Origin of the sequence: Rhodococcus sp. NPDC057014, assembly GCF_042673295.1 — a bacterium.
Taxonomy (GTDB): Bacteria; Actinomycetota; Actinomycetes; order Mycobacteriales; family Mycobacteriaceae; genus Rhodococcus_F.
The window spans coordinates 1-15646 of record NZ_JBHUSF010000005.1; the positions used below are offsets into that span (position 1 = coordinate 1).

The window sequence follows — 15646 nt, forward strand, 5'->3', positions numbered from 1 at the left end:
TGCCACCGAGCATTGGGGCGCGCTCGCGCTGGCCCCGCAGACCGGAACCGCGTGCGCGGCCGGGTGCCGGCACCCGGCCGCGGATCGGGTTGCGGATCGCCAGGGTCACGCGGTCCGCGTCGATCGTGAGCCGCACGTCGACGCGGGCGCCGGGTGCGTGCTTGGCGACATTCGCCAAGGACTCCTGCGTGATGCGGTACAGGCCGAGACCGACTGTCCCGGTCACCGCGGACAGGTCTCCGTGCAGGTCGAAGTCCACCGGGAGACCCGCGCGGCGGAAGTCGTCGATCAGATCGGGAAGGTCGGCGACCCCCGGTTCGGGGCGGGTGCCGGCCGGGCCCGCGTCGAGCAACCCGACCGTGCGGCGGATGTCGGCCATCGCCTGCCGCCCGAGTCGCTCGGCGTCGGAGAGCGCATCCACTGCGTCGTCGACGTCGCGATCCTGCTCGAGCGCGCGGCGGGCCGCGGTCAGATGGAGCAGCGTGATGCTCAGCGAATGGGCGATGACGTCGTGTACCTCGCGGGCGATCCGTTGGCGCTCCCGGGTGGCGGCCTGCTCCGCCTGGATCGCCTTCGATGCCCGCTCCTGATGCAGGAGGCGCAACTGGGTGAGCATCAGATAGCCGAAAGCCCAACCCAGTACGACTCCGGCGAGGGCGTACGCCACGCCGTCGAGACGCCCCGCGACGGCGAACGCCGACAGGACCCCCATCGAGCCGAACAGGGTGACAAGACCGACTCCCAGCGACGCCGTTGCGGCGACCTCGCCGGTGAGGATCACCAGGATGAGCGGGGCGAAGTCGAACGCGGTGTCGGGTTGCTGCAGGAGCAACAGTGTGGCCGCCGCGATGACGACGACGGCCAGGTACGGCCGGGGAAGCACCACCCCCGGTCGGATCATGTCTCCCGCAACGGGGGTCACCGCGGCGACCAAGCCGCACAGCAGCACCCACCCCGGCGGCACGAAGCCGTCGCGTTGCGCGACAGCGGCACCGGCGATGGCGACGACGGCGATGTGCGCGAACACCGGCACGGCGAGCGGGTAGTCGTACTCGCTCTCCGCGACACGTCGACGAAAGAATGTCGTCACCTGCACACGACCAGCGTAGGCGAAGGGCCGCCCCGGCCGCGTCGTCTCCGGAGCGGAGACAGCCTCCGCCCACGGTAGGAGACGGGAGCACGACCGTGGCACGGCGAAACGGCCGCCGCTGATCCGTAGCGTTGCGGGTATCAACGGAACTACGGAGGTGGCCGAGATGTCGTGGAACGATTTCCGTGCACGCCGGGCGGTACTGGACGAGGTCCTGGCGCGGGCACACGTCGACCCCGCACTGGCGTTGCGGTTCGACGAAGTGCCCGGCGCGATCCAGCTTTTCGGTTCGGCCGACAACATCCTGCTGGCCCTGCAGCACCGGTGGAGCAATCACCTCGCCGCCCGCCTCGACCAGGCCGTCGAGGACGGCACACCCGTGAACGCGGCGTGGCGTGCACTGGCGGGTGAGCAGCCGGCACTGCGCGCGCTCCTCGACACCGCGGCCGCCTCGTCCCTGCCGTTGCGCGCCTCCCAGCGCGACGAGCAACGGATGATCGAGGCCCACACCACGGGACGCGTGTCCGGCTCCGGAGCGACCGGCGGCTCCGCGCGCGACCGCCGGATGACACCGGTGTGACCGCGGCACGTCGCCACGGCCGGACTAGGGGTGCGCGAGGGCCGCCTCGAACGCGTCGAGGGCGTCGTCCGGATCGTTGCGGGCCCAGCCCTCGAGCCCGATGACGCCGGTGTAGCCGACGTCGCGGAGGGCGGCGGCTATGGCCGGGTAGTGGATTTCGCCGGTCCCGGGTTCACAGCGCCCGGGGACGTCGGCGACCTGGATTTCACCGATGTAGGGCAACGCTTTCCGGACGAGTTCGATCAGGTTCCCCTCGCCGATCTGAGCGTGATACAGGTCGAGATTCATGCGCAGATGAGGGCTGTCGACCGCCCGGACGAGAGCGAGGGTGTCGGCGGCGGTCGCGAACGGGGTGCCGGGATGGTCGACGGCGAGGTTGAGGTTCTCGAGCGTGAACACCCGGCCCGCCTGTTCACCGAGTTCGGCGACCTTCCGCAGAGTGTCGGCGGCAGTGAGCCACATTGCGGGCGTGACCGTTTCGACGGGACGAACGGGCAGTCCCCGGTGGTCGAGTCCGGTTCCGTGCAGGTTCAACCTCGGGCAGTCGAGCCGCTTCGCGACGTCGAGGGAGTGGCGTGCGGTGGTGAGCAGCGCCTCGATACCGTCGGGTTCGGTGAGGTCGCCCTCCAGATAGCCCGTCATCGAGGAGAATTCGGCGCCGCTCGCGGCGAGGGCGTCGACGTTCTTGGTGGACCAGTCCCAGATCTCCACCTGGAGTCCGCGTTCGGCGATGCGCCGGACGCGGTCCGCGAACGGGAGGTCGAGGTAGAGCATTTCGGCGCTGGCAGCGAGCGTGTACGTCATCGGGGTCACCGGTCCAGGTCGACGGCGGCGCCGGTCTCGACGCTGCGGATCGCGGCGAGTGCGATCGACAGCGCGGTGCGGGCATCCTCGCCCGTGACGACGGCCGGTGTGTGGGCGCGGATCGCGCCGACGAACGCCGTCAGTTCGCCCACGTAGGCGGTGTGGAGGAGGTCGGTGTCCCGGCGCGCGGTGTCGGCGTGCTGCCCGTCGGGTCCGTAGTAGGTCATGTCGGTGCTGAGCCCGCTACCCGCGGTGACCATGCCGCCGGAGCCGAACACCTCGGCGCGCACGTCATATCCGTACAGCGCGCTGAAACTCGCCTCCGCCGTCGCGATGGCGCCGTTGTCGAATTGCACGGTGACGACCGCAGTGTCGAGGTGGCCCGCGCTCTTGGCGTCCGGCCGCACCAGGGCGTCGGCGATCGCGTGCACCTGCACCGGTCGCGCACCCGGGTTGAGGAAGCACAGGGTGTCGAAGTCGTGAATGAGCGTTTCGAGGAAGATGGTCCACTGCGGGATGCGCGCCGGATCGGCGGTGAACGGGCCGGGGTCGCGGGTCAGCGAACGCAGCAGGTGCGGAGTGCCGACCTTCTGCGCGTCGATCGCCGCGCGGGCGGCAGCGAATCCCGGAGCGAACCGGCGATTGAACCCGACCTGCAGGACGATGCCTGCGTCCGCGGCCGCCGCGATGGCGCGGTCGGCGTCCTCGAGGGTGACCGCCATCGGCTTCTCGACGAACACGTGCTTGCCGGCCGCCGCGGCCGCGACCACCAGGTCCGTGTGGCTCCGCGCGGGGGCGGTGATCAGCACCGCATCGACCTCGTCGCTGGTGAGGACGTCGTCCACGGCCGTAGTGGCGAGCTGTGCGCCCAGTGCTGCGGCGAGACGTTGCGCGGACTCGCCGACCGGGTCGCTGACCGCGACGAGCGAAGCCCCGGGGACCAGGCGGGCCACGATCTCCGCGTGATTCGAGCCGATGCGTCCGGCGCCGATCGTCGCGATGCGGACCGGATGGGAAGCGGCCGTCGTCGAGCGGTCGGGTGCGGCTTCGGTGAGTGACATGAATGCGCTCCAGTGCGGTGAAGGGTGGAGGTAGAGGTGAACTAGTACGTTCTAGTTCTAGACCGTAGAACTCGTGAGATCATTGGTCAAGAGCGGCCCCGATCGCGGGCCCGGGAGACAGGAGTCGTGCACGTGGCCGAACCCGTGGCGGGATCGACCGGTGGCACCCGTCCGACGATGGGCGACGTCGCGCGAGCGGCAGGCGTCTCCACGGCGCTCGTCTCGATCGTGATGCGCGGGGTCCCCGGCGCCAGCGAGGCGACCCGTCAGCGGGTGCTCGAGATCGCCGACGGGATGGGCTACGTGCCGGACCGTCGCGCACAGAAACTGCGTCAGGCCAGTTCCCGGCTCCTCGGCGTCGTGTTCGAACTGCAGCAACCGTTCCACGGCGACCTCGTCGAACAGATCTACGCGGCGGCCACTCGCCGGGGTTACGACGTGATGCTCAGCGCGGTCGCGCCGAGTCGCGCCGAGCAGGTCGCGGTCCAGGCGCTCATGCGGGAACGCTGCGAGGCCGCGATCCTGCTCGGCTCCCGGTTCGACACCGACGAACTCGGCGCGCTGGCCGACCGCCTGCCCGCCGTCGTCGTGGCGCGCTCCAGCGGACTGACCGGAGTCGGCGCCGTGCGCGGTGACGACGTCGCCGGCATCACCCTGGCCGTCGACCACCTTGCCGAACTCGGGCATCGGAACATCGCCCACATCGACGGCGCCGACGCTCCCGGCGGCGCCGACCGGCGGGCCGGCTTCCTGGCCGCGATGGACCGGCACGGACTGTCGGATTCGGCCACGGTCGTGGCCGGTGGTCCGACGGAAACCGAAGGCGCACAGGGTATGCACGAGCTTCTCGCGTTACCCACTCCCCCGACCGCGGTCGTCGCGTTCAACGACCGATGCGCCACCGGCGTACTCGACCTACTGGTCCGCCGCGGCCGGGACGTGCCGGCGGACATCTCCGTCGTCGGCTACGACGACTCCCGCCTGGCGCGGATCCCGCACGTGCAGATGACGACGATCTCGCAGGACGCCACGCAACTTGCCGAAGCGGCGGTCGACGGAGCGCTGGCCCAGATCGCCGGCAAGGATCCCGTGGATCTGGTTCTCGCACCGCACCTCGTTCGCCGCGCGACCACCGGCCCTGTCGCACACGGCGACTAGATTCGACGGCGATCAGGTCGACGACCAGACCCCGAGTTCGTTTCCGCTCGGATCGGTGAAGTGGAAGCGACGCCCGCCCGGAAAGTCGTAGGGACCGTTGACGACCACGCCGCCGGCCGCCCGCACGGCGTCCACCGATGCGTCGAGGTCCACGGAGTACAGCAACACGAGCGGTCCACCTGCCGGCTTCCGTTCGGGAACCTGCAACAGGCCCCCGACCTCTTCGCCGTCCGCTCCGACGATGCCCGCGTACTGCGGTCCGTAGGGGTTGAATTCCCAGCCGAATGCCGAGCGGTAGAACGCTTCCGCGTCCTCGAGGTTCGTGACCGGCAGCTCCACGTAGTTCAGCCGGTGATGATCTGCGCGAGAAGGTGACATGCCGGAACTCTAGCCGGAATCGGCTCCTCGATCGGGAGTTCGCTCGGCGAGAAGCATGTTCACGAATCCGCGCGTGCTCGCCGTCTGCGGACGGCCGGCGACCTGGACGAGGGAGATGGTGCGTTCGACTCTCGGTTGCAGGGGTATGTGGACGAGACCGGCGAACGAGATCATGGGAAGCACGAGTGCGGGAACCGCGGTGACACCGAGCCCGGCGGCCGCCAAACCCGCGACGGCGCCGACGTTCTGCGCCTGCATGACGGGGCCGAGTTCGATGCGTGCGTCCTCGACGGCCCGGCGGACCGGCGACGCGATGCTGCTCTCGGGGCCGAACGCGATGAACGACTGGCCGGCGAGATCCGACCACTCGAGTACCGGCCGTTCGGCGAACGGATGCGTCGGTGCGACGGCGCAATAGAAGGAATCGCTCGTCAGGACGTCCTGTTGCAGGCCGGGCAGAATCCCCGACGTCGTGACCAAGGCGAGGTCGACCGTGCCCGAGTACACGGCGTCGAGAACCTCTTGACGTAGTCCGTCGCGGATCTGGAGTCGCACGTCGGGGTGCCGCTCGCGGAAGCTCACGACGTAGCGGGGAAGGAACGTGGCCGCGAGCGACGGCAGACACGCGACCGTCACGATTCCGCGGTCACCGGTGACGAATCGTTCGATCTGGGTGAGCCCGTCGTCGAAGTCGTGGAGCATTCGCCGGGCGTGTTCGATGATCTCGTGCCCGTGCGTGGTCAGTTCGACGCGGCGGGTGGTGCGCTCGAACAGCGTGACGTCGAGTCGGCGCTCGGCCTCGGCCACTGAGCGGCTCAGCGAGGACTGGGACACGTCGAGGGCGTGAGCAGCCGAGGTGAAGCTCGCGTAGTCGGCGATCGCGACGATGTTCCTCAGGTGCGAGATCCCGAGATTGATGCTCATGTGCATCAGTATGGCCGCTACTCATGCGCCGAGCCATCACGATCACCCGTCGATCTGCGACCACCTATTGATGAGTTCAAATCATGAATTCATCGCACATTGATATTTGACGCGCAATTGTGAGGCGCGCGACACTGAGACTCCGATTCGAAGGAGGTCACATGGTTGCCGCACTCGGGTTCGCCACGATCGCGTGTTTCCTGGCGCTGGCGTTCAGCCGCCGGGTCTCGGTGCTCGTCGCGCTGATCCTCGTTCCCGTCACTTTCGCGATCGTGGGAGGGTGGGCACCCGACCTCGGGGAGATGGTGGGCGACGGCCTCCTGAAGGTCGCGCCCGTCGCCATCATGATCGCGTTCGCGGTCCTGTACTTCAGCCTGATGGTCGACGTGGGACTGTTCGATCCGGCGATCCGCCGGATCGTCCGGTGGGCAGGTGGCAATCCCACCAAGATCGCAGTCGGCACCGCGGTGCTGACCCTGCTCGTCGCGCTCGACGGTGACGGAACCTCGACCTTCCTGATCACCATCTCGGCGCTGCTGCCCATCTACCAGCGGCTCGGGATGCGCCCGGTCGTCCTGACCGGCATCGTCTGCCTGGCCGCCGGTCTGATGAACATGATTCCGTGGGGTGGCCCGACCGTCCGCGCCATGGCCGCGCTCGACCTGACCAGCGCCGACATCTTCACGCCGGTCCTGCCCGCGATGGGCGCCGGGATCCTGTGGGTCCTGTTCGCCGCGTACATGATCGGCCGCACCGAACGGAAGCGGCTCGGTGTGACCGAACTCGTGTCCCCCGACGAGGGCGGTCCCGGCACCCCGCACGTCTCCGACCCACCGATGCGTACCCGGCGCCACCGGGCGGTGATGGCGTTCAACACGGTGCTCACCCTCGTCCTGATAGTGATCCTGCTGTTCCAACTCGTGCCGCTGGAGGTGGCATTCGCCATCGCCTTCGCGCTCGCGCTCGCCGTCAATCGCCCGAAGTGGGCCGATCAGCAGGCCCTGTTCGCGAAGCACGGCGGCAACGTCACCATGGTGGTGGTGATGATCCTCGCGGCAGGTGTGCTCACGGGAATCCTCAACGGCACCGGAATGATCACCGCGATGGCGCAGACGTTCGTCTCCTGGATTCCGCAGTCCGCCGGGTCCCTGATCCCCGTGATCACCGCGGTCACGTCGATGCCGCTCAGCCTGGTCTTCACCCCGGACGCCTACTACTTCGGCGTCGTACCGGTGCTGGCGGAGACCACCGCGTCGTTCGGCGGCGACCCCGCCGAGATCGGCCGCGCCGCCATCCTCGGCCAGATGACCACCGGGTTCCCGCTCAGCCCACTGACCGCGGCGACGTTCATCCTGATCGGGCTGAGCAAGGTGGACCTCGGCAAGCATCAGCGGTTCATCTTCGGCTGGGCCTTCGGGACCACGATCGTGATGACCGTCGTGGCGCTGTTCACCGGTGCCCTCTCGCTGTAATCGTCCCCGACACCCCCGCATCCGTCGAACCAGCAAAGGACTTCGAAACCGTGACACCATCGAGCACCCGCGGCAGCACCGCGCGGAGCGTGCGGCTCGGCGCAGGATCCGGGTTCTCCGGGGATCGCATCGACCCCGCCGAGAAACTCGCCCGGCACGCCGACCTCGACTACCTGATCTTCGAATGCCTCGGCGAACGCACCGTCGCCGCCGGAAACGCTCGCCGGCTGGAGAACCCGGACCAGGGTTACGATCCGTTGCTCGCCGCACGCATGCGCGCGGTGCTCCCGCACACCCTCGCGTCCGGGACCACGGTGATCACCAACGCCGGCGCCGCCAACCCGCTCGCCGCCGCGGAACTGGTCTCCGGCATCGCGTCCCGGTCCGCGGGCCGTCCGGTGCGCATCGCCGCGGTCACGGGCGACGCGGTGCTCGAGCAGGTGCTGCGCCACGACCCGGTCGTGTGGGAGACCGGGAAACGCCTGTCGGAGCACGACGACGTGCTCGTCTCCGCGAACGCGTACATCGGTGCGGACGCCGTGCTCCCCGCGCTCGAACTGGACGCCGACGTCGTCGTCACCGGCCGCCTGGCCGACCCGTCGCTCTACGTCGCCCCGCTCGCCCACCACTTCGAGTGGGATCTCGCCGATCACGAAACCATCGGCGCCGCAACTGCGATCGGGCATCTGCTCGAGTGCGCCGGGCAGCTCACGGGCGGGTACTACGCCGATCCGGTCACCAAACCGGTGAAGGGCATGGCCGATCTGGGCTTCCCGTTCGCCGACGTCCTCGCCGACGGATCGGCGACGTTCGGCAAGCTCGACGGATCGGGCGGCATCCTCACCGAACGAACCTGCGCCGAGCAACTCCTGTACGAGGTGGGTGATCCCACGTCGTACCTGACCCCGGACGTCACCGCCGACTTCGGCACCGTGTCGTTCACCGGCGTCGGACCCGACCGCGTCGCCATCACCGGCGCAACCGGACGTCCCCGCCCGCAGGAACTGAAGGTGACCCTCGGCTTCCGCGGCGGCTGGCTCGGCGAGGGGCAGATCAGCTACGCGGGACCGCGCGCCTACCCCCGCGCCCGGCTCGCCGCCGACATCGTCACCGAACGACTCGTCGACGTGCACGGCGTCAGCGAGGACGCCGTCTCCGTCGAATACATCGGCGCCGGTGCCGCTTTCCGCGGACTCGACACGGACACCGATGCCCGCGAGGTTCGCGTGCGCGTGACGACCCGGGCACGGACCCGCGAGGAAGCCGACCTCGTCGGCTGGGAGGTGGAAAGCCTGTACACCAACGGACCGGCAGGCGGCGGCGGTGCCCGGCGCTCGTCGACGGAGGTGCTCGCGATCCGCTCCTGCACCCTCCCCCGCGAACTCGTGCCCACCCGCGTCCATCTCACGGAGGTGTCGAAATGACCACGCCCGCCACCGTTCAGCGCATCGACGCACTCGCGGACGTCCGCGCCGGCGACAAGGGCGACACGCTCATCGTCGCCGTCCTGGCCCGGGACCGCGCCGCCTACGGCCTGCTCGAGCGGAGACTGACCGACGACGTCGTCGCCGCCCACTACGGTGAACTGATCACCGGACCGGCCCGGCGCACCTGCCAGCCCAACCTGCTGGCGATGGTGTTCGAACTGCCCGGCGTCCTCGGTGGCGGCGTCACGGGTTCACCCGCGCTCGACGGGCACGGCAAGACGCTGGGCTACCACCTGCTGAGCCTCGAAATCCGGGACGTCTAAGCGGGATTCGGGTTCCGCGCGTCGGCCAGGGTGGCGGCGAGTGCGGGACGATCGAGCTTGCCGCGCGGCGTGCGCGGCAGGCTGTCCACCACGAGGACCTGGACCGGCATGCTGGGGCTGGGGAGGGTCGCGCGCAGATGCCGCCAGATCTCGGCGGTGCTCGGGGCGTCGCCGCGCACGACGATCGCCGCGGCGGGCGCCTCCCCCATCCGTGCGTCGGGAACCCCGATGCACGCGGCCTCCGAGACCCCGGGCAGCGCGGTCAGCGCCGCTTCGACGGCCGCGGGTTCGACATTGAGTCCCGCCCGGATCACCGTGTCGCTGTCGCGGCCGAACAACTGCAGACTGCTGCCCACCACCCGGCCGCGGTCGCCCACCGTCATCCACCCGTCGTCGGGGCCGTTCACCACACCGTCCTCGGTGAGGTACCCGTCGAACAGCATGTCGCTGCGCACGTGCACCAGGCCGTCGCGGATCTCGGCGTCGACGCCGTCGAACAGTTCGCCCGCCGAATGCTCGTCGGCGGCACCGAGACCCCGGTCGTAGGACACGAAACTCAGTTCGGAGGCGCCGTAGAAGTGCACGAGCGACGCATTCGGCAGGACGTCCTGCAACGCATAACGCCCCGTGCGCGGCCACCGGGCCGCCGAGGACAGCACCTCCCGGACGCTGTCGATGGGGCCGATCCCCGACCGCACGACGTCCCAGGCGATGGTCGGTACCGAGTACAGGTGGGTGGCCGCGTCGCCCAGCGACTGCGTGACCGGCCGCAGGTCCACGGTCGCGCCGCGGCTGAGACCGTGGATCGCGCCGTACAGGAAATGCGTGTGGTCGAGGACCCCGGGCACCGCCACGCGGTCGCCGCCGCCGATGTCGAACGTCGTGTCGGAACGGTCGAGGGTCGTGGCCCACGATCGCTGGTTGCGCACGAACAACTTCGGTTCACCGGTGGTGCCGGAGGTGATGCCGACCAGCAGTTCGGCGCCGGGGTGTGCCCGGCCCGCGGTGCCGTCGGATTGCAGGGTGTCGGCCGTCTCGACGGTCCCGTCGAATCCCAGTCTCCGCAGCCGGCGGTGCTGGTGCGGCGCGGCGACGACGGCACCGGGTTTCGCGAGTTCGAGCACCCGCGTCAGCTGCGCGGGCAACAGGTGCCGGTGCAGCAGGACGACGCTGACGCCCGCGTGCATCGCGGCCGTCACGACGACCAGCGACCCGACGTCCGACGTCGGCAGCACGGCGACCCGGTCCATGCCGTCGAGCCCGGCCGCGGTCCGGGCGACGCGCGACCAGAACCGGCCGTAGTCGATGGTCTCGCGGGCGGAGACGATCGCTATCGCCTCCGGGTTCTCGGCGGCGCGTCGGGCGATGCGTTCGGCGGGCAGCAGGTCAGTCATCGTCCACTCCCCGTGCGACGAGGGCGTCGCCCATCGCGTCCGCGGTCCGGAGGGCACGCACCAGAACCGGTGTGGCCAGCGCCGTCATCGACCATTGCAATCCTCGTGCCTTCCGCGCCTGCGCCACCTCCTGCACGATCCCGGTGAGCAGCGGGATACACCGGATCGCCAGCGCGAGGAGGAGCCCGATCCGGTCCGGGTCGACCCCGACTCTCCGCAGCGGCCCGAGTGCGCGCGACACGGTGTCGAGCATGTCGGTGACCCGGGTGGTGAGCGTGACCAACGCGGCGAGCGCCACCGAGATCAGCAGCACCCCGCACACGACGACCGCCCGCGACGGGGACGTGATCAGCACCTGGAACACCGCGATGATCAACAACATCCACACCACGGGGCGCAGTTGCGCCACGGCCACCCGCCACGGAATGGCGGCCACCACGAACAGCAGTCCCACCAGAACGACGACGACGCCGACCTCGAGTGGGGTGCGCACGAACACGGTGGCCGCGACGATCGACAGAATCAACAGCAGCAGTTTCAGCCCGGCGGGCATCCGGTGCAGCAGCGAGTCGCCGGGGCGGTACAGCCCGATCATTCGACCAGCTGCCGGTACGCGGGGACGGCGTCGTCCGGGCTGCCGTCGAACGCGACGAGACCGTCATCGATGACGATGACCCGTTCGAAGCTCTCCAGCAACGCCAGTTGGTGGGTCACGACGATCACCTGCTGGTCCATCGAATCGAGCGCCTCGGAGACGACGCGCGCGTTCCGCAGATCCAGCAGCGTGGTCGGCTCGTCGGCGATGACCACCTCGGGCCTGCGGATGAGAACGGCGCCGATGGCGAGCAACTGCTTCTGGCCCCCGGACAGCAGGTGTGCGGGATGCTCGGCGTGCTTGTCGAGCCGGAACCGCACCAGGATCTCCTCGACGCGGGCCGCGATCTCCTCTTTGCTCAGACCCGACCGGCGCAGCGAGAACGCCAGATCCTCGGAGACGGTGGGCATGACGATCTGGGTGTCGGGGTCGGTGAACACGAACCCGACCTTGCGCCGCACCTGCGCGCCCTTCCGGGCGGCGTCGACGCCGTCGACCGTGACGGTGCCGGAGGTGGGTTTCAGCAACCCGTTGATCATGCGCGCCAGCGTCGACTTGCCGGAACCGTTGGATCCGATGATGCCGACGCGCCGCTCGGCGAAGCGCAGGTCGACGCCGCGCAGCACCTGGCGGTCGCCGAAGGCGTGACTCACCGAGTCGAAGACGATCTCGCTCACGACACACGCTCCACGAGCACGGCGATGCCCTGTCCGCCGCCGATGGCGCAGGCGGCGAGTCCGAGCGCGGGCCCGTCCTCGCGCAGCATCTGACTTGCCAAGCGCACCAGCAGGATCGCGCCCGACGCCCCCCAGGGGTGTCCCATGGCGATGGCGCCGCCCTGCGGGCAGATCACGGATTCGTCCAGACCGAGTTCGTCCGACACCGCCAGCACCACCGACGCGAACGCCTCGGTGATCTCGACGACGCCCAGATCCGCCACGTCGTGCCCGGTTCGCTTCAGGAGTTTGCGGATCGCCGGAACCGGACCGAGCCCGGGCAACGCGGGGTCCGATCCCGCGACCGCGGAGCCGAGCACCCGCAGCGCAGGCAGTCCGGCGGCCAGCGTCTCGGTGGTCACGGCCAGCACCGCGGCGCCGTCGGAGATGCCGCACGAGTTCCCGGCGGTGGCTGTTCCGCCGGCACCGAAACTGGGGCGCAGTCGCGCGAGCCTTGTCTCCGTCAGGCCTGCGCGAATGCGCTGGTCCTTCGCGATGTCGCCGATCGGCACGATCTCCGACGAGAAGTCGGCGGCCGCAGCCAGGGCGTGCGACCGCGCCGCGTACGCGTCCTGCCGCTCGCGGCTGATGCCGCGCACCCGGGCGAGATCGTCGGCGGCCACACCCATGTCTGGGTCGGGAAAGCCTTGCGGCGCAAAGGGAGCGCGGGTGTAGCGCACCGGGTCGGCGCCGGCGACCGGCGGCCAGAACCGCCACGGCGCGGTGCTCGCCGATTCGACGCCGCCCGCCAGGATCAGCTCGTCGGCGCCGCTGCGGACGCGCAGCGCGGCCTGCATCACCGCGTCGAGACCGGAACCGCACTGCCGGTCGACGGTGACCCCGGGAACCTCCACACCCAGCCCCGCCCGCAGTGCCGCGACCCGTGCCGGGTCGCCGCCCGGCCCGAGACAGTTGCCGAGCACGACGTCGTCGACCTCGGCGTCGAGGCCCGACCCGCGCAGCGAGTCCACGACGTCGCGCAGCACCGGGGAGGCCAGATCGGTGGTGGTCAGATCGGCGAACCCGTGCCCGGCATTGCCGATCGGCGTCCGGCGCGGCGCGACCAGTACAGGGACAGAGCTCATGCCAGCCAGTCTCTCACTCGGCCTCGGGCGACCTTGCCACTGGCGGTCCGCGGCAGCGCCTCGATCGGCACCCAGCGGCGGGGCATGGCTTCCTTCGTCAGCGCCCGGCGCGCGTGCGCACGGATCTCTGCGATCTCCGCGGTGCCGTCGAGCTCCACCACCGCGGTGACGGTCTCGCCGAGCACCGAGTGCGGCGTTCCGACGACGGCGACCGCGGCGATGCCGTCGAGCGTCCCGAGGATGCGCTCGACGTCCTCGGCGACCACCGTGGTGCCGCCGACGTTGATCGCGGAGTCGCCCCGGCCGCGGACGGTCAGTTCCCCGTTGTCGCCGAGTTCGGCCAGGTCACCGACGCCGAACCAGTCCGGTGCCCCGATCACGCTGTACGGCGAGCGGACGTACAGCAGACCGTCGCGGATGTCGGCGTCGACACCGCCCAGCAGCCGCAACGGTTCGGGGACCTTCCGCGCGGCGACGAGGGAGAGTTCCGCAGCGCCGTAGTACTCGACGATCTCGATCCCGTCCGCCATCGCGCGGGCGCCGTCGTCGAGGGCGGTGCCTGCGACGATCGCGGTGCGCAGCTTCGGCGCCTTCCCCACCACGTCGCGGAGAACGGCGGGGACGGCGTGCACCACCGTCGCCCGCGACGGGTCGTCGGTGACGCACGCGCCGCGCCACAGTGCGTGCACCGCACCGAACAGGTGCATCGTGGCGTGCAGCGGCCCGGTGATCAGCACGTGGTCGGTGGGTTCGATCCCGGTGATCGCGGTGAAGGCGGGGAAGCTGTCGAACCAGGATGCCGCGGTACGCGCGAGCGGACGGGGCCTGCCGGTGGAACCGGACGTGGCCACCAGTAGGAAAGCCGACGGCGGAATCGCGGGCCGGTCGGGACGGGCGTCGGGGTTCTCGACGATCACCGCGGTCCCCTGCCGCGCGGCGGCGCAGACGCAGATCAGTGCGTCTGCAACCGGCAACTCCGACGCGTCGTGGACGGACGCGTCGGAGCCGTGTTCGTCGATCCACCGGTCGATCGCCCGGTCGAGTTGGGCGTAGGTGTATGTGCGGCCGTCGACGTCGAGAGCAGGCTGATCGCCGGCGCCGCCGAGTACGGCAGTCACGTACGGATGAGGCCGGGGTACGCGCGGTGCACACTCTTGGCGACGACGGTGGCGACGACGACCTTCAGCGCGTCGCCGGGGATGAACGCGAAGTTGGTGGTGATGGCGGCGCCGACCCCGAGGTCGGTGCGCAGCAGCAGCCCGATGGTGCCGAACAGGTAGATGATCACGATCCCGCCGAGGGCGTTGATCAGCAGACCGAGAGCGATCGGGTACTTCGGCAGGATCCGCGCGGTGAGGAGGCCGATGACCAGCGTCGCAGGAAGCCACCCGATGAGGTATCCGGCGCTGGGACCGGCGAGCGCCGTCAGTCCGGTGCGGCCGCCGGACAGCAGCGGGAGTCCGATCAGGGTCAGTGCGAGGAAAACCGCGACGGCGGCGGTGCCCTTGCGTGCACCGAGCACGGCGCCCGCGAGGATGACCCCGAGGGTCTGCAGCGTGATCGGCACGCCGCTGAAGCCGACCGTGATGGCGCCGGGCAGACCCAGCGCGGCGATCAGTGCGGCGAACACCGCAATCTGCGCCATGTCCCGCGCTGAAATACCGAGCCTCGACACCCGAGCACTCCCGACTTCTGTCATGACGACTCCTCTTGCTTCAAACTTGAACGACGTTCAAGGTAGCAGGTCGGCGCCGCCAACGGTGCGGCCGACTCCGGCACCTCGTCCTTGTCGGGTGACGTGCGCGCCCCGGCCCGCGCTGCCCCGATCCCCGCCGCGACGACGAAACAGATCCCGGCCACCGCCGCATGGTCCGGCACCTGGTGCAACACGACCAGCCCGATGATCAACGCGAACGCCGGTTCCAGGCTCATCAGCGTCCCGAACGCCGCCGTGTTCAGCCGGCGCAAGGCGAGCATCTCCAGCGTGAACGGCACTACCGGCAGCAGTATCGCCAATCCCAGCCCGATGATCAACAGGTCCGGCGTCATCTTCGCGAGCATCGACGGTCCGCCGACGACGGTCGCGACGAGTCCGGCGACGGGCATGGACACCGCGAGACCGTTGATACCCGCCACCTCGTCCCCCACGCGCTGGGTGAGCACGATGTAGAGCGCCCAGCACGCGGCCGCGCCCAGGGCGAACAGGATTCCGACCGGGTCGACGCCGCCGACCCAGGGTTGCGTCAGCAACAGCACTCCCACGGCCGCCAGCGCCGGCCACCGGAGGCGGCCCCGCCCGTGCACGACCGCGACGCCGAGGGGTCCCAGAAACTCCAGTGCACTCGCGGTTCCCAGCGGGATCCGGTCGACCGCGGCCATGAACAGCAGGGTGACCGCGGCCGTCACCACTCCGAGCAGGATGCACGCAACGAGGGAGGAACGCGTGAACGCCTTCGGCCGGGGCCGCACGATCACGGCCAGCAGCACCCCGGCCCAGGCCAGGCGCAACCACGCGGCCCCCTCGGCGCCGACGCGTTCGGAGACGCCGACGGAGATCGCGAGTCCGGTCTGCACGCACAGCATCGAGGTCAGCGCCATCGTCGCGCCGACGTGGGTCGGGTTCCTGGTCATGCCTGCAT

Annotated in this window: 17 protein-coding genes; 5 read left to right on the plus strand and 12 right to left on the minus strand. The window is 70.1% G+C overall.

The window, feature by feature from the left end; all coding sequences use genetic code 11:
- The coding region (locus ACFTZB_RS01740; RefSeq protein ID WP_378429818.1) for a sensor histidine kinase at positions 1-1231 on the minus strand (1231 nt) is incomplete at its 3' end.
- A 16-nt stretch (positions 1232-1247) separates the two neighbouring features.
- Between ACFTZB_RS01740 and ACFTZB_RS01745 the strand changes: the two genes are divergently transcribed.
- Positions 1248-1670 carry a hypothetical protein gene (locus ACFTZB_RS01745; RefSeq protein WP_378429819.1) on the plus strand — a complete coding sequence of 141 codons (423 nt, stop codon included), beginning with the start codon at positions 1248-1250 and terminating at the stop codon, positions 1668-1670.
- Positions 1671-1694: 24 nt separating this feature from the next.
- Here the strand turns inward: ACFTZB_RS01745 and ACFTZB_RS01750 are convergent, their stop codons facing one another.
- A complete protein-coding gene (locus ACFTZB_RS01750; RefSeq protein ID WP_378429820.1) occupies positions 1695-2474 on the minus strand; it encodes a TIM barrel protein in 780 nt (259 codons plus the stop codon).
- A gap of 5 nt (positions 2475-2479) precedes the next feature.
- Positions 2480-3535 (minus strand): Gfo/Idh/MocA family oxidoreductase, encoded by a 1056-nt coding sequence (locus ACFTZB_RS01755; protein WP_378429821.1) that lies wholly within the window; start codon positions 3533-3535, stop codon positions 2480-2482.
- 132 nt (positions 3536-3667) lie between these two features.
- Here ACFTZB_RS01755 and ACFTZB_RS01760 point away from each other — a divergent pair, with 132 nt between their 5' ends.
- Positions 3668-4693, plus strand: a complete 1026-nt coding sequence (locus tag ACFTZB_RS01760) for a LacI family DNA-binding transcriptional regulator (protein ID WP_378429822.1) — start codon at positions 3668-3670, stop codon at positions 4691-4693.
- A gap of 12 nt (positions 4694-4705) precedes the next feature.
- Here ACFTZB_RS01760 and ACFTZB_RS01765 read toward each other — a convergent pair whose 3' ends face one another.
- Both ACFTZB_RS01765 and ACFTZB_RS01770 read right to left on the minus strand, forming a co-directional pair.
- Positions 4706-5071, minus strand: coding sequence for a VOC family protein (locus ACFTZB_RS01765; protein WP_378429823.1), 366 nt, complete (start codon positions 5069-5071; stop codon positions 4706-4708).
- A gap of 9 nt (positions 5072-5080) precedes the next feature.
- A complete protein-coding gene (locus tag ACFTZB_RS01770) occupies positions 5081-6001 on the minus strand; it encodes a LysR family transcriptional regulator (protein WP_378429824.1) in 921 nt (306 codons plus the stop codon).
- Positions 6002-6156: 155 nt separating this feature from the next.
- On the opposite strand from ACFTZB_RS01770, the gene ACFTZB_RS01775 reads away from it, so the two are divergent.
- From ACFTZB_RS01775 to ACFTZB_RS01785, 3 genes are read left to right on the plus strand one after another with little or no spacing between them, the layout of a single operon-like run.
- Positions 6157-7467, plus strand: coding sequence for a CitMHS family transporter (locus ACFTZB_RS01775; protein ID WP_378429825.1), 1311 nt, complete (start codon positions 6157-6159; stop codon positions 7465-7467).
- A 50-nt stretch (positions 7468-7517) separates the two neighbouring features.
- On the plus strand, positions 7518-8891 hold the full coding sequence (locus ACFTZB_RS01780) for an acyclic terpene utilization AtuA family protein (protein WP_378429826.1): 1374 nt from the start codon (positions 7518-7520) through the stop codon (positions 8889-8891).
- Entirely contained in the window at positions 8888-9217 is a 330-nt protein-coding gene (locus tag ACFTZB_RS01785) for a hypothetical protein (protein ID WP_095863509.1), read from the plus strand. Before ACFTZB_RS01780 ends, ACFTZB_RS01785 begins: the two co-directional genes overlap by 4 nt.
- Here the strand turns inward: ACFTZB_RS01785 and ACFTZB_RS01790 are convergent.
- The 7 genes from ACFTZB_RS01790 to ACFTZB_RS01820 are packed head-to-tail and all read right to left on the minus strand — an operon-like array spanning position 9214 to position 15638.
- Positions 9214-10611 carry an AMP-binding protein gene (locus tag ACFTZB_RS01790; RefSeq protein WP_378429827.1) on the minus strand — a complete coding sequence of 466 codons (1398 nt, stop codon included), beginning with the start codon at positions 10609-10611 and terminating at the stop codon, positions 9214-9216. The two genes, ACFTZB_RS01785 and ACFTZB_RS01790, sit on opposite strands and share 4 nt — an antisense overlap.
- Positions 10604-11206 (minus strand): energy-coupling factor transporter transmembrane component T family protein, encoded by a 603-nt coding sequence (locus ACFTZB_RS01795; RefSeq protein WP_378429828.1) that lies wholly within the window; start codon positions 11204-11206, stop codon positions 10604-10606. Before ACFTZB_RS01795 ends, ACFTZB_RS01790 begins: the two co-directional genes overlap by 8 nt.
- Positions 11203-11883 (minus strand): energy-coupling factor ABC transporter ATP-binding protein, encoded by a 681-nt coding sequence (locus ACFTZB_RS01800; RefSeq protein WP_087555067.1) that lies wholly within the window; start codon positions 11881-11883, stop codon positions 11203-11205. Before ACFTZB_RS01800 ends, ACFTZB_RS01795 begins: the two co-directional genes overlap by 4 nt.
- Positions 11880-13007: a thiolase family protein gene (locus ACFTZB_RS01805; RefSeq protein WP_378429829.1), complete on the minus strand. Its 1128-nt coding sequence runs from the start codon at positions 13005-13007 to the stop codon at positions 11880-11882. The genes ACFTZB_RS01800 and ACFTZB_RS01805 overlap by 4 nt, the downstream gene beginning before the upstream one ends.
- Positions 13004-14125: a class I adenylate-forming enzyme family protein gene (locus ACFTZB_RS01810; RefSeq protein WP_378429830.1), complete on the minus strand. Its 1122-nt coding sequence runs from the start codon at positions 14123-14125 to the stop codon at positions 13004-13006. Before ACFTZB_RS01810 ends, ACFTZB_RS01805 begins: the two co-directional genes overlap by 4 nt.
- A complete protein-coding gene (locus ACFTZB_RS01815) occupies positions 14122-14706 on the minus strand; it encodes a biotin transporter BioY (protein ID WP_083395608.1) in 585 nt (194 codons plus the stop codon). Before ACFTZB_RS01815 ends, ACFTZB_RS01810 begins: the two co-directional genes overlap by 4 nt.
- Positions 14703-15638, minus strand: coding sequence for a DMT family transporter (locus tag ACFTZB_RS01820; RefSeq protein ID WP_378429831.1), 936 nt, complete (start codon positions 15636-15638; stop codon positions 14703-14705). The genes ACFTZB_RS01815 and ACFTZB_RS01820 overlap by 4 nt, the downstream gene beginning before the upstream one ends.
- Between the last annotated feature and the right edge of the window lie 8 nt (positions 15639-15646).